Here is a 20981-nt window from a genome sequence, read left to right on the forward strand (position 1 = left end):
GATAACCAACGGCACAGTACCGATCCGACCGGGGGTTCATCGGGGAACGGGGACGGTCGCCAGGACGCGGTCGAGGACACCGTCCGCGGTCGCGCCCTCCAGTTCGGCTTCGGGTCGCAGCTCCAGCCGGTGCCGCAGGGCGGGCCGCGCCAACGCCTTGACGTCGTCCGGAGTCGCGTAGGCGCGGCCCGCCAGCCAAGCCCAGGCCCGGGTCGCCGCGAGTAGAGCCGTCGCCCCTCGCGGCGAGACGCCGAGGCGCACGGACGGCAGCGAGCGCGTTGCCCGGCAGAGATCCACGATGTAACCGAGCACCTCCGGGCTCACCGTGACCCCGGCCACCGCCGACCGCGCGGCCGCCAGCTGCGCGGGGCCCGCGACCGGTTTGACCCCGGCCGCCCCGAGGTCACGCGGATCGAAACCCTGCGCATGCCGGGCCAGCACGCCGATCTCGTCGTCGCGTGATGGCGGCGAAACCGTCAGTTTGAGCAGGAAGCGGTCCAGTTGCGCCTCCGGCAACGGGTAGGTGCCCTCGTACTCCACCGGGTTCTGGGTGGCGATCACGATGAACGGGTCGGGCAACGGGCGCGGCCGTCCCTCGACCGACACCTGCCGCTCCTCCATCGCCTCCAGCAACGCCGACTGCGTCTTCGGCGGGGTGCGGTTGATCTCGTCGGCGAGCAGCAGGTTGGTGAACACCGGACCTTGCCGGAACGAAAATTCGCTGGAATGCGCGTCGTAGACGATCGAACCCGTGACGTCGCCCGGCATCAGGTCGGGAGTGAACTGGATGCGCGCCGTCTCCATGTCGAGCGCCGTGGCCAGGGCACGCACCAGCAGCGTCTTCGCCACGCCGGGAACCCCTTCGACGAGCACGTGCCCGCGGCACAGCAGCGCGATGATCAGACCGGTCACCGCCGGGTCGTTGCCGACCACCGCCTTGCCGACCTCGGCCCGCAGCGCGATGAGCGCCTCCCGTGCCTCGTCCGTCACCGTACCTCCCTCTCCAGCCGGTCGAGTTCGTCCGCGAGTCGGACCAGCGAAGCGTCGTCCCGCGGAGCGGGACCGTACAACAGGGCACCGACGTCCGTCGTACCGCGGCCGCATCGGGACGCCACGGATTCCACGACCGCTGCCGGCTCCGCGCCCGCGCCGAGACCGAGCGCCGGGCGCAGCCGGTCGATCGTTGCCTGCCGCAGGATATCCGCGGCGTGCCCGGGCGAACCCGACCGGCGGTACAACCGGGCCCGCCCCTCGACGGTCTCGGCGGCCCGCACCACGACGGGCAGCGGCTCGGCGACGACCGGTCCGAGCCGGCGTGCCCGCGACAACGCGAACAGCACGGCCGCGACCGCGACCTCGACGGCACCGAACAACCAAGGGCGCGGCACCAGGTCGAAGAACGACCGGGGTCCCGCACCCGCCGCCGCGTCGGCCGGCGAGGGCAGGTACCAGACCAGCGTGTCGTTCCTGCCGAGCAATCGCATACTCAGCGCCGCGTCGCCCTCGGTGGCGAGACGCTCGTTCGTCATCGGCGCGCCGCCGCCCAGCAGCGTGGTGTCGCCGATCTGGAGCAAAGTCCCGTCGTAGCAGCTACGCACACCTTGGTGCGCGGTGTATCCGATGCCACCGATCACGGCGCTCCCGGCCGCGACAGCGGGCGCCACCGTGCAACCAGGAGAGCGAACGCTCACGTCGGGCGCGGTCGCGACGGAAACACCGGGAAGGACCGCGTCGAGCGTTTCCTGCCGCGCGCCGACCAGAACGGTCGAGGCGGCACGACTTCGCAAGGCGGCCAGCCGCGTGGGCTGGAGCAGGCTCGGATCGGTGACCAGCAAGGTCGCGCCGGGAGAAAGCGCCGAGCCGGCGTCCTCGAAGGTCCTGACCGTGACGACGTGAACACCTTGCGCGGCAAGGAGCCTGGCCAAGGCCTGAGAGCCACCCGGTTCCGCGGAGCCGGGTTCGAGATTACCGTGCGTACCGCCGGGTCGCGTGAGCATCAGCACGATCGCGGCGAGCAGAACCACGACGGCGATGAACACCGGGGCACGCGCGGCGCGCCAGACGCGCCCGGCATCGGGAGAGATCGAGGTCACGCTCGCCCTCCGCGAGGCTGTGTTTCACACGGCGCACCTTCGAGACACGCCCGAATCGGCTCGGGTGGTATCACGCCGGGACTCCCCGGTCCAGCGCCACCAGTCGTTCATAGTCCACATTGGACACTTGGTGGCCGCCGTAGTGCACCGCGTCGAACAACGCGGCCGCGGCCGAGAGCTCGTCCCGCGCATCCGGGAGACGCACACCCGCTTCCCGGGCAGCCTCGTCCGCGGTTCGGCCGGACAGTTCGTCGAGCACTCCCCGCTCTTCGAATTCACGGATGATCGCCCGGAATCTTTCTCGCACCGCGGTGGCGAAGTCACCCGCTGCCGCGGCTTCCTCGGCAGCGTTCCGATAGTCCCGCGCACCGCGCGAGCGATCTTCGAACACCTCGCGCCGCACCCGGTTCGCCCGCGCCATCCCGCCGACCCGGAGCCGGACCACCACGACGATCAGCACCACGACGGCGAGCAGCACCAGAAGCCCCAGCGCCCCGCCGGGCGTGACGCGCGACGCCTGCTCGAAAAGGCCGGCGATCTTGTGACCGAGCCAGGAGATCGCGCGTTCCCACACATTCGGCTGCGCGGTCAGATATTCGTGCTTCGCCAGCTCAGCCTCGGCGGCACGCCGGGCGTCGTCCCGGTCGATCACCACCGGGACATCGGTGAGCAGGCACGGCAGCACGACGGGTCACACTGTCCCGGCGGCGCGGGCGAGCTGGATGTCCATGCCTTCCTTGCGCATCCGCTGGTCGATGTAGAGCAGCGCGGTCGCGCCCGCGGCGAAGGGCGCGACGAGCGTCTGCGCGACGACCTGTCCCACGCCGGACAGCAGTTGCACGCCGATCGAGGCGTTGGCCAGCCCGCTCATGTCGGAACCACCGATGCCCAGCGACAGGTTGAACGGGATCTGGACGACGAAACTGATCACGCCGGCACACAGGGCGGTGAGCAGCAGGATGCCGAACACCCGCCACCACGAGCCCCGCACGAGCAGCGACGAACGCCGCAGCGCGTGCCCGATCCCGCTCTGCTCGAGCACCAGAGCGGGACTGGCCAGGCCCAGCAACGCGTACAACCAGATGCCCGGGAGCAGGCACAGGAAGAATCCCACCGCGACCAGGACCGTGTAGATGATGGTGACCCCGAGCAACGACGGAAGGCGCGGGCCGAGTTCACTCATCGCCTCGCCGAAGGTGATCGGCTTGCCCAGCACGGCCTTGCCGACCACGACCGTCATGAACCCGGTCAGCACGGTCCGGACCAGCACGGTCACCAGCACCGTGACGCCGAGGACCTCCGCGCTGCTGCCGAGCACCCGGTAGAAGTAGTCGAGGAGTTCCTGCTGCGTCGCCGCCGGGCCCGGCTGAGGGGCGTTCGCCACGCCCTTGAGCAGCACGATGCTCAAGGTCACCGTCAACGCGGCTTCGACCAGCGCGACGACCGCGGAGACACCGAAGACCAGGGCCGGGTGGCGCCGCATCGTGGCGATCGCGCCGTCGAGGATCTCGCCGACGGTCAACGGCCGCAACGGGATCACGCCGGGTTTGCCGTAGCCACCGGCCGGCGCGCCGTACCCGGGTGGCGGCGGGGCGGAAGGTGGCTGTCCGCCCGGCGGCGGCTGTCGCTCGTCTCCCTGACCGCCGGGATTGGCCCAGCCGCCGTTCTCGCTCATCAAATCTCCCGGTCGTCGCGGTTCGCCCGCCCACTCTGGCAGAACGCCGCGCGGCAGGCCATGCCGGGCGCGCCGGTCCGCGGTCAAGTCGTGATCCGCCTCGTTACCGATCCGGCCGAAGGCAGGCGGAGATTCCTCCGCGGCCGAACTGCTCGTAGAGGCCCTTTTCGGCGGTGACCGCCGTCGGAATGGTAACGAAATCAGCACAGTATGCTGGCTGCCGATGACGCCTCCGCCGAGTACCCAACGCCGCGTTTCCGGACACCGGCGCCGACAGAAGCCCGGGTCATCGTTTCCGGCCGCACTGGCGGTCCAGGGTGTTGTCGCGATCCTGCTCCTGGGGCTGGTAGTGGTGATCCTGGCGAGCAAGTGGCCGAGCGACCCCCCGAAGGGACCGACCGCCGCCGCTCCGGGCACGAGCGCCCGCGCCACGCAGAACGCCGACGATGGCTCCGGCACCGGCAGTGGCGTCGCGGCCGGCCAGAAGGTACTCAAACTGGGCGATCACCCCATTCTTCAGGACGCGGGCTCCGGCCTGCAGAACATCGTCTGCGATCTGCCGCGCTGGGCGAGCGACGAAGCCGCCGCCGAGGCGTTCTTCACCGCGGCGACGCGCTGCCTCAACGAGGCCTGGCAACCGTTCCTGACCTACTACCACCTGCCGTTCGTCGCGCCCCAGCTGCACTTTCCGGCCAGCAACAGCTTCCAGACCGCCTGCGGGACCATCGCGGTGGGAGTCGCGACCGCGGCGTACTACTGCGACAACAATCTGTACGTGCCCTATCGCGGGCTGCAGATCGACCAGTACGGCGACAATCCCGGCGTCTATCTCGCGCTGATCGCGCACGAGTACGGCCATCACGTGCAGGAGATCGCCGGAATCATGGACGCGGTGTGGCAGAAGATCTACCAGGCCGGTCAGGCCAGCCCCACCGGTCTCGATCTCGCACGGCGCAAGGAGCTCCAGGCGCAGTGTTTTTCGGGCATGTTCCTGGGCGCCGTCGTCGACCGGGGCGGATCGATCACGCGGGACATGTACGCGAAGGCTTGGCGTGACCAGGACACCCGGGGGGACAACACCTCCGGCAGCCGTGACCACGGCTCCAACTCCCACTACGCCGCGTGGTGGCGAGTGGGCGCCCAGTACAACCGCATCGCCAAGTGCAACACCTTCACCGCTCCGGCCGCCGACGTCTCCTGATGGTGGAGCAATGAAGCTTTACTACCCATCATCCGTAGTAAAGCTTCATTGCTCCACAAACGCGGAGCCTCAGGCCAGGGCGGGCTCGCGACGAGGGCCACGGAGGACGAGGAAGGCGTAGGTGCCGCCGCCCAGGCAGGAAAGGGCGAGCAAGGCCAGGCCGAGCGGACGCCGGAGATCGCTGTGCCCCTGCACGACATCGGCGAGATGCACCTTCGTGGAACCGGCGCCGAAATCCGCCGGGATGGAGATCGACACGCGGTCGTCGCGGTCGTGCCCACACGCGTCGAGGGTGCCGGTCTGGTTCTGGCCACCGTGCTCGAACCGCACCGTCTCCGTCGGGTTCGCGTCGGTGCACGCCGCAGGCGCTGTCACGGTCGCCTGCGTGGTGTCGCCTCCGCCGGTCGCGGTCACGCCCAGAGCCCCGGGGCCTGCCCACCAGACCGCGGTAACGACGGCGATGCCGACCACGACGGCGACGGCCAGAGTCCTCCAGCGCAGCACGCCGCCGGCGACGGCGAGGTTCTTCCAGCGCAGCACGCCGCCAATGCTCCCAGATGCCCCGGACGTTTCACAGCGGCCGACGCTCCCCGGGCGCGGATCACTCCCGCTGATCGGCGGGGGTGACCTTCCGCACATACAACAATCGGTCACCCGGCTCGATCGCGTCGACTTCGGGCGAATCGACCCGGTACAGCGTGCCTTCACGCACCACGCCGAGCACGATGTCGCCCAGGTGCCGGGGTGAACCGCCCTCCTCGCCGGTCTCGACCGGCCGCTCGGCGATAGCCAGCCCGGTTTCGGGCGTGATCAGGTCCTCGACCACGTCCACCACGGCCGGGGCCGACGTCGCCATGCCGAGCAGACGGCCCGCCGTCTCGCTGGACACGACCACCTGGTTCGCGCCGGACTGCTTGAGCAGGTGCACGTTCTCCGCCTCCCGCACCGAGGCCACGATGTGCGCTTCCGGCGCGAGTTCCCGCGCGGTCAGCGTGACCAGCACAGCCGAGTCGTCACGGTTGGTCGCCACCACCACCGCCCGCGCGCGCTGGGTACCGGCCACGCGCAGCACGTCGGACCTGGTCCCGGAGCCGTGCACGGTGACCAGGCCGAGTGCGGTCGCCGCGCTGAGCACGTCCTGGTCGGTGTCCACCACCACGATGTGGTTCGGCTCGACCTCGTCGTCACCGAGCAAGGTCTTGACGGCGGCGCGGCCCTTCGTGCCGAACCCGACGACGACCACGTGGTTCCGCACCCTCGACCTCCATTTGTATGCCCGGAAAGCCTGGCGTGAGCGCTCGCTGAGCAACTCGAGCGTGGTGCCGACCAGCACGATGAGGAACAGCACCCGCAGGGGCATGATGATCACGACATCGGCCAGGCGGGCCGTGGCGCTGACCGGGGTGATGTCGCCGTATCCGGCTCCGGTCAGGGAAACGACGGAGTAGTAGACGCTGTCCAGGAAGGACAAGCCGTCACCGCGGACGTCCCGATAGCCGGAACGGCCCAGGTAGACGATGAGCACGGTCACCAGGAGTGCCGCAAGGACGCCGACGACCCTTCGCGCGAGTGACCATCTGGTGCTGATGGACGGCTCGGGCATTCTGACGGCGGCGAGCGTCCGGTCGGCATCACGCACGCGGCGGATCGTAAAGGATCATCCGGGTCCCGGCCAGCCCCTGCGCGGCGGCCTGGAAGTGGAGGAAGGTGGATTTACTACGGATAGCTGCGTCTATCGGCGGCCGGACGAAAAGCGCGTCCGGCCGCGTGCGGTTGCCTCCGGCGGGGCAGCTTGTGCTGTAGTCGGCCGCCGCTGCCGCCTCCGGCCCAGCAAATCCACCTTCCTCCAGATCAAGCAGGTTCGGGGACGGAGCGGAGGAGGGCGCGCAGGCCGTCCGCGTCGAGGAGGTCCACCGGGCTCAGGGTGTGGTCGTGGCGGACGTAGTGGAAGGCGGCGCGGACCTTGTCGAGCGGCGTGCCGGACAGCGCCGCCCACGCGAGGCGGTAGGCCGCGAGCTGGACCGCCAGGGCAGGCAGACGTGCGTCATCGGGCACCGAACCGGTCTTCCAGTCGACCACCGTCCAGCCGCCGTCGGAGTCGGCGAACACGGCGTCCATCCGGCCACGCACGGTGATGCCGTCGATCTCGGTGGAGAAGGGCACCTCGACCTCGTGCGGGGTCCGGTGCGCCCACGCACTGGCCTCGAACGCCTCGCACAGTTCCGCGAAGGCGTCGTCGCCCGCCTCGTCGGCGTCCGCGGCGCCCGGAAGGTCGTCGATCTCCAGCAGCCGCTGCCCGCCGAACCGTCGTTCGAGCCAGCCGTGGAACTCGGTGCCGCGCCGGGCGTAGGTGTTCGGCGGCACGGGAAGCGGACGGCGCAGCCGGTCGGCCAACGAGGCCGGGTCCCGCGCCAGCTCGACGAGCTGGCTCACCGACAGCTGCCCCGGGAGCGCGACCTGCCTGCCCACGGCGCCGGCCGCCGCGCGCTCGGCCAGCAGGACGTCGGTGTCCGCGATCCATCCGTCCGGATCGTCGCCGTCACCGCCGGGGTCTCCCTCGGCACCAACGGGGTCGTCCGGAGCCGGAGCGGCTTTTTCCTGTTCGTGGACGAGGTTTTCGTTGAGGGCGACGAGGACCAGGCGCGCGCCATCGGTCACGGCGGACCGGCGGGCGCCGAGAGGATCGACCGGCCACCGCGCCGAGCGGGTCTGGTCTGCCAGCGGATTTTCCGCGTCTACCGCGGGCTCCGGCGTCCACACCGCGGGCTCGGTGAGCTCCGCCAACTCGGTCAGGAACGCCGACGGGCCCTTCGGTTTGGCGCTCGTTTCGTTCCACCAGTGCCCCGAAACCAGGAGGGCGTGCTCGGACCGGGTGAGCGCGACATAGCAGAGCCTGCGCTCCTCGCCCGCTTCCCGCTCGGCGAAGTCCTCTTCGTGTTCCCGCAGCGCTTCCAGGATCTCCTTGCGATCCATACCGGGGTGGACAGCCAGTTCCGGAAGGTCCTCGGCGTCACCCCGCAACTCGGCGGGCAGGGAGGCGACCGTGCGCAGCCAGGACGACGAGCGGCGTCTGGTCGGGAACACCTCGTCGACCAGGTGCGGCACGGCCACGACCCGCCATTCGAGTCCCTTGGCCGCGTGGACGGTGAGCACCTGGACACGGTCCGGCAGCACCTCGACCTCGCCTGGCGCCAGGCCGTCCTCCGCGTGCGCCGCGGTGGACAGATAGTCCACAAAGGACATCAAGGTGGCGTCGGGCGCGGTCTCGGCGAAGTCGGCGACAACGTCGGCGAACGCGTCGAGGTGCGCCCGTCCCGCGCCGCCCGGCCGGGCCAGGGACTCGACATCGAGGCGCATGGTGCGCTCGACATCGGCGACGAGTTCCGGCAACGACTGGTCGAGCCGCGCGCGCAGCCGGGAGAGTTCGGCGGCCAGCGCCCTGATTCTGCGATATCCCTCTTCGGAATAGTCACCGGGCTCCCCGGGGTCGTCCAGCGCGTCGACCAAACCCGTCTGCTCGGCATGTTCGGCGAACAGCTCGTCCACAGTGGACTCTTCGGTGGGGGGCGGTGCGGCGATCCGGCCTGCCCTGCGCCACAGTGCCGCCAGGTCCGCGGCGGCGAGCCGCCAGCGGGCACCGGTGAGCAGCCGCGCGGTCGCGGTACCGGCCAGCGGATCGGCGAGCACCCGCAGCGTGGCCACCAGATCCGCCACCTCGGGCTCGTCGAGGAGACCACCCAGCCCGACCACCTCGACCGGTAGCCCTCGCGCCCGCAGCTCCGCGGCCACCGGCGCCATATCCGCGCGCCGCCGCACCAGGACCGCCGCGGTGGGCGGGGAACCGGTCGCCTCGAGTTCGGCGAACCACCGGCCCGCGACGGCGTCGGCGATCCACGCGCGTTCGGCACGGATGTCGGGCAGCAGGGCACAGGCGATATCGGCTGGCCCCGCGCCTTCTCGTGCCCGGAGACGCTCGACGCCCAGCCCTACCGCCCGCAGCGGCTCGGCTATTCCGTTGGCGAGGGTGAGCACTTCGGGCGGATTCCGGAAACTGGTCAGCAGGCCGAATCGCGCCGCGGGGGCGAGCCTGCCTTCGACGACGCGGGGAAAATCCGTGGTGAACCGCGGCAGATTCGCCGCGCTGGCGCCCCGCCAGCCGTAGATGGCCTGTGCCGGATCGCCGACCGCGGTCACCGGGAGCGGCGGGTTCGCGCTCCCGCCGAAGAGGGAACGCAGCAGGATCCGCTGCGCGTGCCCGGTGTCCTGGTACTCGTCGAGCAGCACCGCGCCGAAGCGTTCCCGCTCGCCCCCGGCCACCTCGGGATGGGTCTCGGCCAGTCGTGCGGCGAGGGACATCTGGTCGGCGAAGTCCAGCGCCCCTTCACCCCGCTTGCGCCGGTGATATCCCTCGATCAGCGGCAGCAGCGCGAGCCGGAACCGTTGTGCCGCCACGATTTCCACCATCGCCTTGGGGAGCGCGGAACGCTGTCCCTTCGCGCGTGGGGCGTTTTCGATCACCTCGCACAGCGACCGCGTGTATTCGACGAGCCGGCTCTCCTCGACGAGGTGCTCGCCGAGCTCCCCGGCCAGCGCGAGGAGCTGGGCGGTGACCGAGGCCGGGACACGGTCGGTGTCCAGATCACCGTCCCATGTGGACACCACCCGGTGGGCCAGCTGCCACGCCGAGGTTTCCGACAGCAACCGCACCCCCGGTGGCACGGGGAGCCGCAACCCGTGTTCACCGAGCAGACGGCCGGCGTAGGCGTGGTAGGTGAGCACGGTCGGCTCGCCGGCGAGCACCTCGGCCCGGCGACGGCCTCCGGGATCGAGCCGGTCCAAAAGCCCCGATCCGGCCAGCCGGCGCAGCCGCGAGCGCACCCGCTCGGCGAGTTGGCGAGCGGCTTTGCGGGTGAAGGTGAGGCCGAGGACCCGGTCGGGCGTCACGATCCCGTTGGCCACCAACCAGACCACCCTGGCCGCCATGGTCTCCGTCTTGCCCGCCCCGGCACCCGCGACGACCAGCGCGGGCTCGACGGGCGCGGCGATGACGGCGGATTGTTCGGGAGTCGGCGGATGCAGGCCGAGCGCGATCGCGACCTCGCCGGGCGAAACGAGGCTCACTCGGTCACCTGCCTGCCTTCGGGCCGGATCGGGCACGAACCCTTGCCAGGACAACGGTCGCAGTCGGTGTTCTCGTTCGCCTGGTATTCCGGCCCGGAAGCGGAAAGCGCCACCGTGCGGACGAGGTTCAGCCAGCGCTTCCCGTTCTCGGCGTCGAGTGGCCGTTGATCCCGCTGGGTGGCGCCGTCCTTGTTGTGGGACTTGGCCAGGTAGACCAGTTTCGCGCCACCGGGTTCCCGGTTCTCCCCGAAGGCGCCCAGCAGTACGGAAAGCTGGTAGGCGGCGAGTTGCGGGTGCCCTTCGGCGTCGGAGGAGGTGACCGGGGTCTTGCCGGTCTTCAGGTCGACGATCACCGGACGCCCGTCCCGGTCCGCTTCCAGCCGGTCGACGCGGCCGCGCAGTTTCACCAGCAGGCCGTCGCCGCTTTCGTCCACCGGCAGCTCGACCTCGATGTCCTGCTCCACCCCGAGCTGTTCCAGTTCGCCGCGGCTGTTTTCCAGCCAGGCCAGGAAGTTGCGCACCATCTGCTCGACCCGCGCGCGCTCCCGGCGGGAGAACCACGGCGCCCCGGCGTCGATCTTGGCCCACGCCTCGTCGAGCGCCTGGCGCAGCTGATCGTCGTTCATTCCGTTCGCCGCCGCCTGCGCGAGGCCGTGTACCAGGGTCCCGGTCACGGCCGCGAGACGAGCGGGGTCACTGCCACCATGCCGCTCGATCAGCCATCGCAACGGACATTTCGCGAGTATGTCCACTGTAGACGGAGAAACCCGGACGGTGTCACCGACGCCGTAGAGCGGGTCGCCGGTGGAAACATCGACCACCCCGTACCACGAGTCCGGATGGGCGCCGGGCACACCGGCGGCGGCCAGCCGGGCAAGCTGACGCGCGGCCAGTTGCCTTCGGTCAGGGTCCGCGCGCTCGTCACAGACGGCCCGGCGCAGTTCGCCGACCAGTTCGGCCAGCACCAGCGAGCGCCCGGGAGGCTTCATCCGGGAGTCCACACCGGACTCGTCGGCGCTGTTGGCTTCGATGTCGTCCACGAACCGGGAGGGCTGCTCGTCCTCTCCGGCGACCGCACTGACCAGCAGCGTCTTCCGGGCACGACTGGCCGCCACGTAGAACAGGCGCCGTTCTTCGGCCAGCACCGGAGCGACCGCGGAGACCGCACGATCGTCCACACCGGAGAGGTGGTCGACCAGTTTCTCGACGCCGAGCAGGGTTCCGCGCAGCCTCAGATCCGGCCAGCTTCCTTCCTGCACACCGGCGACCGCCACCACCGTCCATTCGCGACCCGCGGCGCCGTGCGCCGTCAGCAGTGCAACACCCTCACCGCGTGCCGCGACCGGTGCCAGACTGTCCCCGGCGATGTTCTGTGACGTCAGGTATTCCGCGAAGGCCGCCACACTCGCCTTCGGCAATCTGTCGACATATCGTCCGGCCGCGTGAAACAGTGCGACGACCGCATCGAGGTCCCGGTCCGCCTGGGAACCGAGCGTCCCGCCGCCCGCGACGGCGCGCACCAGCCGCCTTTCGAGGCCGCTTTCCTTCCACACCTCCCACAGGACCTGCTCGACCCCCGCGCCGCGCCGGATGCTCGCGCCGGCGATCGCGATGAGGCTCCCGACGCGGCGCACCGGCGCGGCTTCGGCCTCGGGGAGGCCCGCGAGTTTGTCGTTGTCGCGCAACACTTCCAGCAACAACTCGTCGCTGGAGCGCTGCCCGCCCGCCGCGAGCTCGAGCCTGCGCAGGCCCCGGCGCATCCGCCGTAAGGCCAGCGGATCGGCTCCGCCGAGCGGGGAGGACAGCAGCATTTCGGCGAGGTCCACATCGAGCGCGTCCGGGTTCGCCGCGACACGCAGGACCGCCAGTAAGGGCCGGACCGCGGGCTGGCGCGCGAGCGGCAACTCTTCAGCGGCGGACGCGACCGGCACCCCGGCCGCACGGAGTGCTCGATGCAGGACGGGAAACGAGCGGCCGGGCGAACGGACCAGCACCGCCATCTCGGACCACGGCACATCGTCCATCAACCGCGCCCGGCGCAGCTGGTCGGCCACCCAGCTCGCCTCGGCCGCGGGCGTGGGCATCAGCCGGACCTTGACCGCACCGGCCTCACCGGTTTCCCGGCCGGGAGGCAGGGTGAGGGCTCGATGCCTGCCCGCCCCCGGCAGCGTGCCCGCGAGCCTGGTCACGGCCTCGCACACGGCCGGCCCCAGGCGATGGGTCCTGGTCAGCGTGACCGTGCGGTCGCCCGTCGGATCGGCGTCGGCGAGCAGCGCGGGATCGGCCCCGCGGAAGGAGAAAACGCCCTGGTCGGGATCCCCGGCGACCACGAACTCCTCCGCCGCCGAACCGAGCAGCCGAACCAGCCGGAACTGCAGGGGATCGAGGTGCTGGGCGTCGTCGACGAACACGTGGCGGACGCGAGCCTGCTCCCGGGCGAGCAGTTCGGGATCCCCCTCCATCTCCACCAGGGCACTCGCCACCAGTTCCGCCGCGTCGAGCGCCGGTGCGCCGCCCGAGCCCTGGAGGAGCGTGACCTCCTCGTACTGTCGCCAGAACCGGCCCGCCGCCACCCACTCCGGGCGGTCGAGACCCTTGCCGAGCTTGATCAAGTCCTCGGGGCCGAGACCGCGTTCCGCCGCGCGCAGCAGCAGATCTCTCAATTCTTCGGCGAACCCGGGAACGGCCAGCGCCGGACGGAGCCGTTCCGGCCAGTCCGTGGCGCCGGACTCGAGGTCGCCCGCGAGCAGTTCGCGAACCACCACGTCCTGTTCGGGGCCGGACAGCAGCCGGGGCGACGGCATCTCCTGGACGCCAGCCTGCAACCGCAGCAACGCGAAGGCATACGAATGCACCGTGCGGACGATCGGTTCGCGGATCGTGTGCGCGCCGGAGACCACTCGTCCGGTGATGGCGGCACGCATCGCCTCGGCCGCGCGGCGCGACGTGGTGAGCACCAGGAGCCGCTCCGGATCGACGCCGGAGTCGATGCGCCGGGCCGCCGCGGTGGCCAGCAGCGTCGTCTTGCCGGTGCCCGGACCGCCGAGGACACGCGCGAAGCCGCGCGGCCGCTCGAGCAGGGCGGACGCCTGCTCGTCCCAGTGGTGTGGACGTGGCGGTTCGACGGCACGGCGCACCAACCGGGTTTGCCTTCGGGTGCCGCTCACGCCCGTGATGGAATCACGCCGCCCCGACAATCGCGCGAAGGGCACGCCGATGTCCGTTCTCCGACCTTGCCGCGTAGGTTGGACCGGTGGACGAAGAACTGCACGAGCGGGTGCGGGAAGTCGTCTCGACGGTGCCGCTCGGCAAGGTCGCGACCTACGGCGACATCGCCGCGATAGCCGGTGCGCCGACTCCGAGGCTGATCGGCCGCATCCTCGCCGAGGACGGCTCCGACCTGCCCTGGCACCGGGTCCTCCGCGCGGACGGCACCCCCGCGCCGCACCTGCGGCACCGGCAGCTGGAGCTACTCCGCGCCGAAGGCGTACTGGCCGATGGCCAGCGGGTGAACCTCCGCACCTACCGCTGGCGCCCCTGACCACCGGAACGCCCTGGTCACGTCGCGTTTTTGCGGAGCAAGGTGGCTTTACTACGGACTATCCGTAGTAAACACTCCTTGCTCCACTTCCCCAGCTCAGGCGCGCGCTGAGCGTGATCAGCGGCCCAGCTCGGACACCAGGAGCTTGACCAGCGCGCCGAGCCGCTGGCGGTCGGGCTGGAGGGTCGGCACGCCCGCGTCCGCCAGCGGCGCCGCGGTCACCGGGCCGACGCACGCGCAGACCACGTCCTTCCGCAGCGCACGAACCACCTCGTCGTACCTCCCGCGACGACGCGCCAGGTCCAGCAGGTTCGAACTGGCGGGGGCACTGGTGAACGCCAGCGCGTCCACCTGACCGTCGAGCATGGCGTCCAGGAGCCGGTCCGCGGGGTCCAGGTCGGCGGGCCACTCCCACCGGTAGGGCTGCACCTCGATCAGGCGGGCACCCGCGGCGGTCAGCGCCGCGGTGTGACCGGGCAACGGGGAGCCGTGCAGCTGCACCGCCACCCGCCGACCGTCCACACCGGACTCGAGGAGGTGCTGGAAGAGCTGCCGGTTGCTCTCCTCGGGGGCGGCCCACTCCTCGACCAGACCGCGGCCACGAACGGCGCCCTTCCCCTTGGGCCCACGGACGAAGATGCGGGTACGGCTCAACACGTCGAGCAACTCCGGGCCGAGGCCCCAGCCCTCGGCCGCGTCACACCAGCCGCCGAATCCGGCGCCGGTGGTCACGGCCAGCATGTCGATGGGTTCGGCGAGCACGGCGTCGGTCGCCTGGCGCAAACGATCGTCGTCGGACAACGGGACAATGTGGATCAACGGCGCGTGCCGGACCGTGGCGCCGTTGCGTTCGAGCGCGCCGATGAACTCCTCCGCGCGGCGCTCGGCCGTCACGCCGATGGTGACACCGGTGAGATCACCCATACGCCGCCCCCATCTTCGCTACCGCCTCGGCCACTCTGGCCCGCAGTTCGTCCGGCGCCAGCACCTGCAGTTCGGGTCCGAACCGCAGCAGCTCGCCGAGTGCCGGTGCGCCCGGTTCCACCGGTAACTCCACTCGCGACCACCCGTCCTCGTCCACTTCTCCGCCGGACTCCCGCAGCGCTCGCGCACCGACCGCGCCCAGATAGAACGGTACGAGATCGCGCCCGCGCGGAGAAAGCCGCACAAGGGCGACGCTGGGGTACAACCGCCGCTCGAACCGCTCCGACCACTGCTGCCAGTACCCGGCGAGATCGAAACCGGCCGGCCGCTCGAACGGTTCGGGCAACTCTTCGAGCCCGAAAATGCGGGACACGCGGTAAGTCCGGTCCGCGCCGTTCCGGCGTGCCGCAAGATACCAGTTCCCTGCCTTGAGAATCAGCCCCAACGGCTCCAGCGTCCGGGTCACTTCGCTGTTGTCCCAACGACGGTAACCGACTCGTATCCGGTTGTTCTCCCAAACGGCATGAGCGAGCGCCGCCAGCAGGGGCGGGCTTTCCACGTCCCGGAACCACCCCGGGATGTCCACAAAGAACCGCTCGGTGAGCCGTCCGGCCCGGGACCGGAGATCCTCCGGCAGCGCCGCGAGCAGTTTCAGCCGCGCGGCCGCCAGCACACCGCCGAGGCCGAGTTCCGCGGCAGCGTCCGGTAGGCCGGTGAGCGCAAGCGCTTGCGCTTCCTCTTCGGTGAACCCGGTCAGCTTCGTCCGGTAGCCGGCGACCAGGCGATATCCGCCGGAACGCCCGCGATCGGCGTAGACGGGAACCCCGGCCGTGGACAGCGCCTCGATGTCGCGGTACACGGTGCGCACCGAGACCTCGAGTTCTTCCGCCAGTTCCTCGGCGGTCATTCGTCCCCGGTTCTGCAACAGCAGCAGTACGGAGAGCAACCGGCTTGCCCGCATGACATTCAGCCTCCGCCGAAATCCTGACACAAGATGGCAGGTATGAGGGAGAAGGGTGGGCTCCATGACCGACACATTCACCGTCACGGCATGGGACGAAAAGATCGTCAGTGGCGCCGAGGACGCGCCCAGATTCGCGCACGCCCACGTCACCTGCTCCTACACCGGCGTCATCGAAGGCACCTCGACGTGCGACTACCTGCTCTACTACGCGGGTGAAGGCTACGAAGGCGACGGTCAAACGGCGCCGGGGTTCGAGCGGTTCGAGTGCGCTGTGGAGGGCCGGAAAGGCAGTTTCGTCGTCCGGCACGAGGTAGGTTATGCGGGACACGGCGTGCGGGGCACGTTCACGGTGATACCCGGGTCCGCGACCGGCGAACTCACCGGCCTGTCCGGCACCGGGACCATCTCCGGCGCGAGCGAGACCATGAACTACACCTTCGACTACTCCTTCTGACGAGGCGGAACGTGCTGGAAGTCGACCGCGAACAGGTCCTCGCCCACCGGATCGCGGCACAGGGGCTGCACCGGGTGGAGAGCGATCCCGCCGCGCTCGCGGTCTTCGACCTCGGTCTGCAGAGCACCCAGCGCGAGACGGCCGAGGTCGCTCTCGCGGCCAGGGTGTCCGGTGAACCGACCGAAGAGTCCCTCGTGGACGATCCGAGGTTCGTGCTCGCCTGGACGCACCGGGGAGCCCCGCATTTCCATCGGCGGGACGCGCTGCCGGCGGTGACGGCTTCGCTCGTCCCGCTCGACGAATCCGACGCGATGGCGCGGATGCTCTTCCAGAAGCGGATGGTCGAAGCGGCGGGGATCAGCGCGACCGACGGGTTGTTCACCGCCGCGCGGGCCATCCGGCGGGTGGTCGACAAGCCGATGACGAAGGGCGCGGTGAGCACCGCGGTCACGAAGATCATTCCGCCCGGCCTTTCGTACTGGTGCCGCGGCTGCCAGGCGACCCACATCCTCGAACAGGTCATGCGGCTCGCCGCGATCCACGGCGGGGTCCGGCTCGAGGCGGGCGTCTCGCCTGCCACGCTCGCCCCGATCGAGGGACGCGGGCCGATGCGCACCGAGCCGGACCCGGCCGCCGCGACCTCCGTCGTGGTGAACTACCTGCGCCTGCACGGTCCCGCGACTCCGGCGGAGGCAGCGGGTTTCGTCGGCACGAAAACCGGTGTGGCGAAACGGATGTGGCCGGCGGAACTGACCGAGGTCAGCGTGGACGGCCGGAAGGCCTTCCTGCCACCACAGGATGTTCCTTCACTGGAAAATCCGCCTGCGCCCGGCTTCGTCCGGCTGTTGCCGCCATGGGATCCGTTCCTCCAGTCCCGTGACCGTGACCTCCTGGTGCCGGACCGGGCCAGGCAGAAGGAAGTCTGGAAGATCATCGGCAACCCGGGTGCCCTGCTGGTGCACGGCGAAGTCGCCGGAACCTGGCGCACCAAGGCCGGTGGAGGCAAGCGCCTGGACTTCCTCATGAGTCCTTTTTGGACACTCTCGGCCGCGATCCGGGCGGAAGCCGGGGCAGAAGCCGAACGGGTCGCTTCGGTACGCGGTTTTCCGGACCTGCGTGTGAGCTGGAAATAACGTCAGGAGTCCTCGGCATCGCGCCGGTCGAGCGGCGCGTCGCAGTGGGGGCAGCGTTCCGGCCGCTTGGCCGGGGAGTCTTCCCACATCCGGCCGCATTCCGGGCACACCAGGTCCAGCCAGCAGGCCGCCTCGCCGCCTTCCGGCTCCTCGCTCGCGCTCATGGTGTCGATTGTCCCACCGCGCGAGGGACTGGCGCGGCCCTGGTACTTGGTCAGATCGCATATCGCCATCCGGAGAGTGAGTAGGCGCCGAGCCACAGGCCGCAGGTGACCAGGATGCCGGTGATGGCGATGGTGGCGGGCCCGCTGGTGTGGGCGATCCGTGTGGCGAGGGCGATGAGCAGGGGGAAGGCGGAGAGCAGAAGCCGCAGCCGGTCCTGTTCCAGACCGCCGGAACCGAGGGCCATGGCGAGGGTGCCCACGGTGTAGAGCCACAGCGGGCCTGGCAGGAAGCGTGCCAACCACAGCAGCGCCGGGACAGACGCGAGCACCGCGGCCGCGGTGGCGACCACGAAAACGTCTCCGCCGTGCAGCACCACCTGCCCGACCCAGCTCGCCGTGGTGGCGCCGAAATCGAACGAAGTGTGCCAACCCTTGCGCTCGATACCGAAAAACCCGCCCGGTGTCGTGGCGACCATGCTCACCCACACCAGATAGCCCGTCGTCCCGCCGATCGCGCCCAGCACCGCCACCGTGGCACGCCACGGGGAACGGCTCCGGTAGATCTCGGGCAGCGCTGTGACCAGCACCACCGGCATCAACCCGGCCGCCATCGGAGACACCATCCCGGCCGCCGCCGCCCCCAACCCGGCAGGCACCCACCGGCGTTCCAGCACCGCCACCAACGTCCACGCGGCAAGCGCGACCAGCAGCGCCTCCGGATACGCCATCGCGTACACCACCGACCCCGGCGCCCCCGCCGTGAGCGTTACCGCCACTACCTGGCCACGCCGTCCCGCTCCCGCATGGCGCGCCAGACGCGCCACCCCATACCCCGCCACCACCGACGCCACCACGGACACCCCGATCGCCGCGGGCAGGAGATGGCCGCCCAGCAGCACCCCGAACAGGCGCACCACCAGGGGGTAACCGGGGAAGAACGCCATCGGCGCCTCGGGGAAGTAGTTGCCCTGCGCGTCATAGGTCAACGCCGGATCAAACCCGGTATAACCATGCTCGGCGATACCCAGGTACCAGAAAGCGTCCCACGCCCGGAAATCGACCGGACGCCCGACGGCCAGACACATTACCCACGTCGCCAGCAGTCCCAGGCCCCGGACGACCAGCACGACCAGAGTCGGCTGGACAAGCACCCGGACATGGGCCAGGCGCGCTACCGGGACATGCCCCCGCTCTCCAAGCAGAACCACCTCATCCCACCGCTGACCGACGCCACTGGCGACAAGCGGCTGCGCAGCAGCCCTTCCCCAGGTGAAGCCGGTACCGCCCACCAGGGAAGAGATCATTTCGGGCCCGCGCCGGTCACGATCACCGAGACTTTTCCTGCGCATGTTTCCCCTTTGCGGGAGGAACTCGTCACTCCGGCAAACGCGACCCGCGCAACCCTGGGTCACCAATCCGGCGAAAATTTCCCGACCCGGCACGCCCGTACGCGTGTCTTGCTCCCCCGCGCTCGGGCACCGTGGCGCGGGACGTTCAGGAGGAAGGAGCGTTTACTACGGACTATCCGTAGTAAACGCTCCTTCCTCCACTTCAAGCGGCGGCGGTTTGGCGCAGCGCCTGGTGGTGGCGTCGCAGCACGAGGTCGACGACGCCGGGATGCACGCCGAGCGGTTCGGCGACGACTTCGGCGCCCGAATCGGCCACACGGCGCTGGAACAGGCCGGGCGCGAGCAACCAGGAAGCGACCGCGACCCGCCTGCCCCGGCCACGCGCCAGGGCGACCGCGTCGGCGATACGAGGTCGCGCGGTGGCCACGTAGCCGACATGGACACTCGTCCGCAGCTGCCGTCCCAGCGTGGCCGCGGCCGACCGGACCTCCGCCAGCGCACGGGGGTCACTCGACCCGGCCGCGGCGAGCACCACGGGGTCGCCCGGCCGGTACCCCGCCCATTCGAGACGGTCCCGCATGACTTCGACCAGTTCGGGAGCGGGACCGAACGGCCGCGTGAGGACGACGTGCGGATGTCCGCTCGCCGCGATCTGCCGGGGAATGTCGGTACGCACGTGGTAGCCGGCGGCGAGGAAGGCGGGCACGACCACGACACGATGCCCCCGCACGGAATCCAGCACGGTGGTCAGGTCGGGTCCGCGCACGTCCGCGTACGCCACCCGAACCGGCATCCGCGCCTCTTTCCGCACCCTCGCGGCGATTTCTTCGACGACCCGCGCCCCTTCCGGCGCACGGGTTCCGTGCGCCACCAAAACGATCATGCCGTGCTCCTTTCCACGGCGAGGCGGTAGCCACGCTTGACCACGGTCTGCACGAGCTTGCTTTCCCCGAGCGAGGTGCGGAGACGGCCGATCGCGGTCTCCACCGCGTGCTCCTCGCCGCCGCTGGGCAGCGCGGCGGTGAGTTCCCGGCGGGACACCACGCGACCGGGTTCGGCGGCCAGTGCTCGCAGCACCGCCATCGGCGCGGGCGCGACCTCACGCAACTGACCGTCCACAATGGCCGCCTGGCCGCGCAGTTCGATCTTCCGGCCCGCCGCGCACAGTCGCGGCGAACGTGCCACCAGCGCCTCGGCCACCGTCCGTGCCAGCGCGCCGATGCGAGACCGGTCGGGTTGCACCGTCGGGATGCCGAGCGCGGCGAGCGGCGCGGCGGTGATCGGTCCGACGCACGCCACCAGCACGCGATGGGTCAGGGCGTTCACCAGCGCGGCCTGGCGCCCGGTCCGCTTCGCCATCGCCAGTGTGCTCGCGGCGGCGGGGGCGCTGGTGAAGGGCATCGCGTCGATCGATCCGTCGAGTACGGCGTCGATCAACCGGTCGAGTGGGCCCGGGTCGGCGGGCCCGACCCAGCGGTAGACCGGCACCTCGATCACCCGCGCCCCGGCACCGACGAGCGACTCCACGAAGTAGGGCAACGGTTCCCCGTGCAGCTGCACGGCGATCCGCTTACCGTCCACACCGGACTCCAGCAGATACTGCAACAGTTCGGCGTTGCTCTCGGAGACCGGCGAATAGTCCTCCGACAACGCGGCGGCCCGGATCGCGCCTCGCGCCTTCGGACCGCGCGCCAGCAAAGTCGCCTTGCTCAACTGGGTGAGAAGCTCGTCCCCGAGGCCCCAGCCTTCGGCCGCCTCGATCCAGCCACGGAACCCGATCCCGGTGGTGGCCACGACGATGTCGACCGGGTCCTCCAGCAGTGTGCCGGTCGCCGCGCGCAGTTCGGTGTCGTCGGCGAGCGGCACGATCCGGATCGCCGGTCCGTAGCGCACGGTCGCGCCCTTGCGCACGAGAAGCGCGCCGAGTTCGTCGGCGCGCCTCGCCGCCGTGATGCCCACCGCGAACCCGGCGAGCGGCAGGATGCCGAAGGAGGAATGACCGGTCATGGGCGGATGTGCACCACCCCGTCGACGACCTCGACCGGGTAGGTGCGAAGCACCACGCTCTCGTCATCGAGACAAACCCCCGTACGGAGGTCGAACCGTTGCTTGAAGATCGGCGAGGCGACGAACGGGACACCGTCGGCGTCCCCGGTTATTCCCCGCGAAAGCACCGCCGCCCGCGAAAAAGGATCCACATTGGACAGTGAGTACAGTTCGTCGCCGGTACGGAAGATCGCCACCTGACGACCGTCGGGCAGCAGCGCGGCCACGCCTCGCCCGGGAATCAGCCGATCGACGGGGCACACCGCGACCGTCCCCGTCCGCTCGTCCACCACGGTCATCGACGTCTCCCCTCTTG

Annotated in this window: 19 protein-coding genes; 4 read left to right on the plus strand and 15 right to left on the minus strand. The window is 70.4% G+C overall.

Features of this window, described 5'->3' with window-relative positions; translation table 11 throughout:
* Window positions 1-36 precede the first annotated feature (36 nt).
* The 4 genes from ACFSXZ_RS37105 to ACFSXZ_RS37120 all read right to left on the minus strand — a co-directional run bounded on the left by ACFSXZ_RS37105 (window position 37) and on the right by ACFSXZ_RS37120 (window position 3768).
* Window positions 37-990, minus strand: a complete 954-nt coding sequence (locus ACFSXZ_RS37105; RefSeq protein ID WP_378270821.1) for an AAA family ATPase — start codon at window positions 988-990, stop codon at window positions 37-39.
* Window positions 987-2093, minus strand: coding sequence for a DUF4350 domain-containing protein (locus tag ACFSXZ_RS37110; RefSeq protein ID WP_378270823.1), 1107 nt, complete (start codon window positions 2091-2093; stop codon window positions 987-989). Before ACFSXZ_RS37110 ends, ACFSXZ_RS37105 begins: the two co-directional genes overlap by 4 nt.
* Window positions 2094-2163: 70 nt before the next feature.
* The gene (locus ACFSXZ_RS37115; protein ID WP_378270824.1) at window positions 2164-2778 is read right to left on the minus strand and encodes a DUF4129 domain-containing protein; all 615 of its coding nucleotides are present in this window, start codon (window positions 2776-2778) and stop codon (window positions 2164-2166) included.
* A gap of 6 nt (window positions 2779-2784) precedes the next feature.
* A complete protein-coding gene (locus ACFSXZ_RS37120) occupies window positions 2785-3768 on the minus strand; it encodes a hypothetical protein (protein ID WP_378270826.1) in 984 nt (327 codons plus the stop codon).
* A 223-nt stretch (window positions 3769-3991) separates the two neighbouring features.
* Between ACFSXZ_RS37120 and ACFSXZ_RS37125 the strand changes: the two genes are divergently transcribed.
* Window positions 3992-4969, plus strand: a complete 978-nt coding sequence (locus ACFSXZ_RS37125; RefSeq protein ID WP_378270828.1) for a neutral zinc metallopeptidase — start codon at window positions 3992-3994, stop codon at window positions 4967-4969.
* Window positions 4970-5038: 69 nt separating this feature from the next.
* On the opposite strand, the gene ACFSXZ_RS37130 is transcribed toward ACFSXZ_RS37125, so the two are convergent.
* From ACFSXZ_RS37130 to ACFSXZ_RS37145, 4 genes are all read right to left on the minus strand, one after another.
* Window positions 5039-5509, minus strand: coding sequence for a hypothetical protein (locus ACFSXZ_RS37130; RefSeq protein WP_378270829.1), 471 nt, complete (start codon window positions 5507-5509; stop codon window positions 5039-5041).
* A 61-nt stretch (window positions 5510-5570) separates the two neighbouring features.
* Window positions 5571-6572 (minus strand): potassium channel family protein, encoded by a 1002-nt coding sequence (locus tag ACFSXZ_RS37135; protein ID WP_378271053.1) that lies wholly within the window; start codon window positions 6570-6572, stop codon window positions 5571-5573.
* Window positions 6573-6820: 248 nt separating this feature from the next.
* Window positions 6821-10090, minus strand: a complete 3270-nt coding sequence (locus ACFSXZ_RS37140) for an ATP-dependent helicase (RefSeq protein ID WP_378270830.1) — start codon at window positions 10088-10090, stop codon at window positions 6821-6823.
* On the minus strand, window positions 10087-13266 hold the full coding sequence (locus ACFSXZ_RS37145; RefSeq protein WP_378271055.1) for an ATP-dependent helicase: 3180 nt from the start codon (window positions 13264-13266) through the stop codon (window positions 10087-10089). Before ACFSXZ_RS37145 ends, ACFSXZ_RS37140 begins: the two co-directional genes overlap by 4 nt.
* A gap of 77 nt (window positions 13267-13343) precedes the next feature.
* Here ACFSXZ_RS37145 and ACFSXZ_RS37150 point away from each other — a divergent pair, with 77 nt between their 5' ends.
* Complete coding sequence (locus ACFSXZ_RS37150; protein ID WP_378270832.1) at window positions 13344-13631, plus strand: MGMT family protein; 288 nt, start codon at window positions 13344-13346, stop codon at window positions 13629-13631.
* A gap of 117 nt (window positions 13632-13748) precedes the next feature.
* Here the strand turns inward: ACFSXZ_RS37150 and ACFSXZ_RS37155 are convergent, their stop codons facing one another.
* Window positions 13749-14555, minus strand: coding sequence for a uroporphyrinogen-III synthase (locus tag ACFSXZ_RS37155; protein ID WP_378270834.1), 807 nt, complete (start codon window positions 14553-14555; stop codon window positions 13749-13751).
* On the minus strand, window positions 14548-15516 hold the full coding sequence (locus ACFSXZ_RS37160) for a helix-turn-helix transcriptional regulator (protein ID WP_378270836.1): 969 nt from the start codon (window positions 15514-15516) through the stop codon (window positions 14548-14550). The genes ACFSXZ_RS37155 and ACFSXZ_RS37160 overlap by 8 nt, the downstream gene beginning before the upstream one ends.
* A 64-nt stretch (window positions 15517-15580) precedes the next feature.
* Here ACFSXZ_RS37160 and ACFSXZ_RS37165 point away from each other — a divergent pair, with 64 nt between their 5' ends.
* Both ACFSXZ_RS37165 and ACFSXZ_RS37170 read left to right on the plus strand, forming a co-directional pair.
* On the plus strand, window positions 15581-15973 hold the full coding sequence (locus ACFSXZ_RS37165; protein WP_378270837.1) for a DUF3224 domain-containing protein: 393 nt from the start codon (window positions 15581-15583) through the stop codon (window positions 15971-15973).
* Window positions 15974-15984: 11 nt separating this feature from the next.
* A complete protein-coding gene (locus ACFSXZ_RS37170) occupies window positions 15985-17106 on the plus strand; it encodes a winged helix DNA-binding domain-containing protein (protein WP_378270838.1) in 1122 nt (373 codons plus the stop codon).
* Between the two features lie 2 nt (window positions 17107-17108).
* On the opposite strand, the gene ACFSXZ_RS37175 is transcribed toward ACFSXZ_RS37170, so the two are convergent.
* The 5 genes from ACFSXZ_RS37175 to nirD form a co-directional block, all read right to left on the minus strand.
* On the minus strand, window positions 17109-17270 hold the full coding sequence (locus ACFSXZ_RS37175) for a hypothetical protein (RefSeq protein WP_378270840.1): 162 nt from the start codon (window positions 17268-17270) through the stop codon (window positions 17109-17111).
* Window positions 17271-17320: 50 nt separating this feature from the next.
* Window positions 17321-18478 (minus strand): hypothetical protein, encoded by a 1158-nt coding sequence (locus tag ACFSXZ_RS37180; RefSeq protein ID WP_378270842.1) that lies wholly within the window; start codon window positions 18476-18478, stop codon window positions 17321-17323.
* Between the two features lie 343 nt (window positions 18479-18821).
* Window positions 18822-19502, minus strand: a complete 681-nt coding sequence (locus tag ACFSXZ_RS37185; protein ID WP_378270843.1) for a sirohydrochlorin chelatase — start codon at window positions 19500-19502, stop codon at window positions 18822-18824.
* On the minus strand, window positions 19499-20626 hold the full coding sequence (locus tag ACFSXZ_RS37190) for a uroporphyrinogen-III synthase (RefSeq protein WP_378270845.1): 1128 nt from the start codon (window positions 20624-20626) through the stop codon (window positions 19499-19501). The genes ACFSXZ_RS37185 and ACFSXZ_RS37190 overlap by 4 nt, the downstream gene beginning before the upstream one ends.
* Window positions 20623-20964, minus strand: coding sequence for a nitrite reductase small subunit NirD (nirD, locus tag ACFSXZ_RS37195; RefSeq protein WP_378270846.1), 342 nt, complete (start codon window positions 20962-20964; stop codon window positions 20623-20625). The genes ACFSXZ_RS37190 and nirD overlap by 4 nt, the downstream gene beginning before the upstream one ends.
* Window positions 20965-20981 lie beyond the last annotated feature (17 nt).

The organism is Amycolatopsis pigmentata (assembly GCF_042684065.1).
GTDB classification, from domain to species: Bacteria; Actinomycetota; Actinomycetes; order Mycobacteriales; family Pseudonocardiaceae; genus Amycolatopsis_E; species Amycolatopsis_E pigmentata.

Bases quoted from the DNA above. Each gene is read 5' to 3' on its own strand.
- ACFSXZ_RS37120 (WP_378270826.1), bottom strand. From the start codon at position 3,768: ATGAGCGAGAACGGCGGCTGGGCCAATCCCGGCGGTCAGGGAGACGAG.
- ACFSXZ_RS37125 (WP_378270828.1), top strand. From the start codon at position 3,992: ATGACGCCTCCGCCGAGTACCCAACGCCGCGTTTCCGGACACCGGCGC.
- ACFSXZ_RS37135 (WP_378271053.1), bottom strand. From the start codon at position 6,572: ATGCCCGAGCCGTCCATCAGCACCAGATGGTCACTCGCGCGAAGGGTC.
- ACFSXZ_RS37155 (WP_378270834.1), bottom strand. From the start codon at position 14,555: ATGGGTGATCTCACCGGTGTCACCATCGGCGTGACGGCCGAGCGCCGC.
- ACFSXZ_RS37160 (WP_378270836.1), bottom strand. From the start codon at position 15,516: ATGCGGGCAAGCCGGTTGCTCTCCGTACTGCTGCTGTTGCAGAACCGG.
- ACFSXZ_RS37165 (WP_378270837.1), top strand. From the start codon at position 15,581: ATGACCGACACATTCACCGTCACGGCATGGGACGAAAAGATCGTCAGT.
- ACFSXZ_RS37175 (WP_378270840.1), bottom strand. From the start codon at position 17,270: ATGAGCGCGAGCGAGGAGCCGGAAGGCGGCGAGGCGGCCTGCTGGCTG.
- ACFSXZ_RS37185 (WP_378270843.1), bottom strand. From the start codon at position 19,502: ATGATCGTTTTGGTGGCGCACGGAACCCGTGCGCCGGAAGGGGCGCGG.
- ACFSXZ_RS37190 (WP_378270845.1), bottom strand. From the start codon at position 20,626: ATGACCGGTCATTCCTCCTTCGGCATCCTGCCGCTCGCCGGGTTCGCG.
- nirD (WP_378270846.1), bottom strand. From the start codon at position 20,964: ATGACCGTGGTGGACGAGCGGACGGGGACGGTCGCGGTGTGCCCCGTC.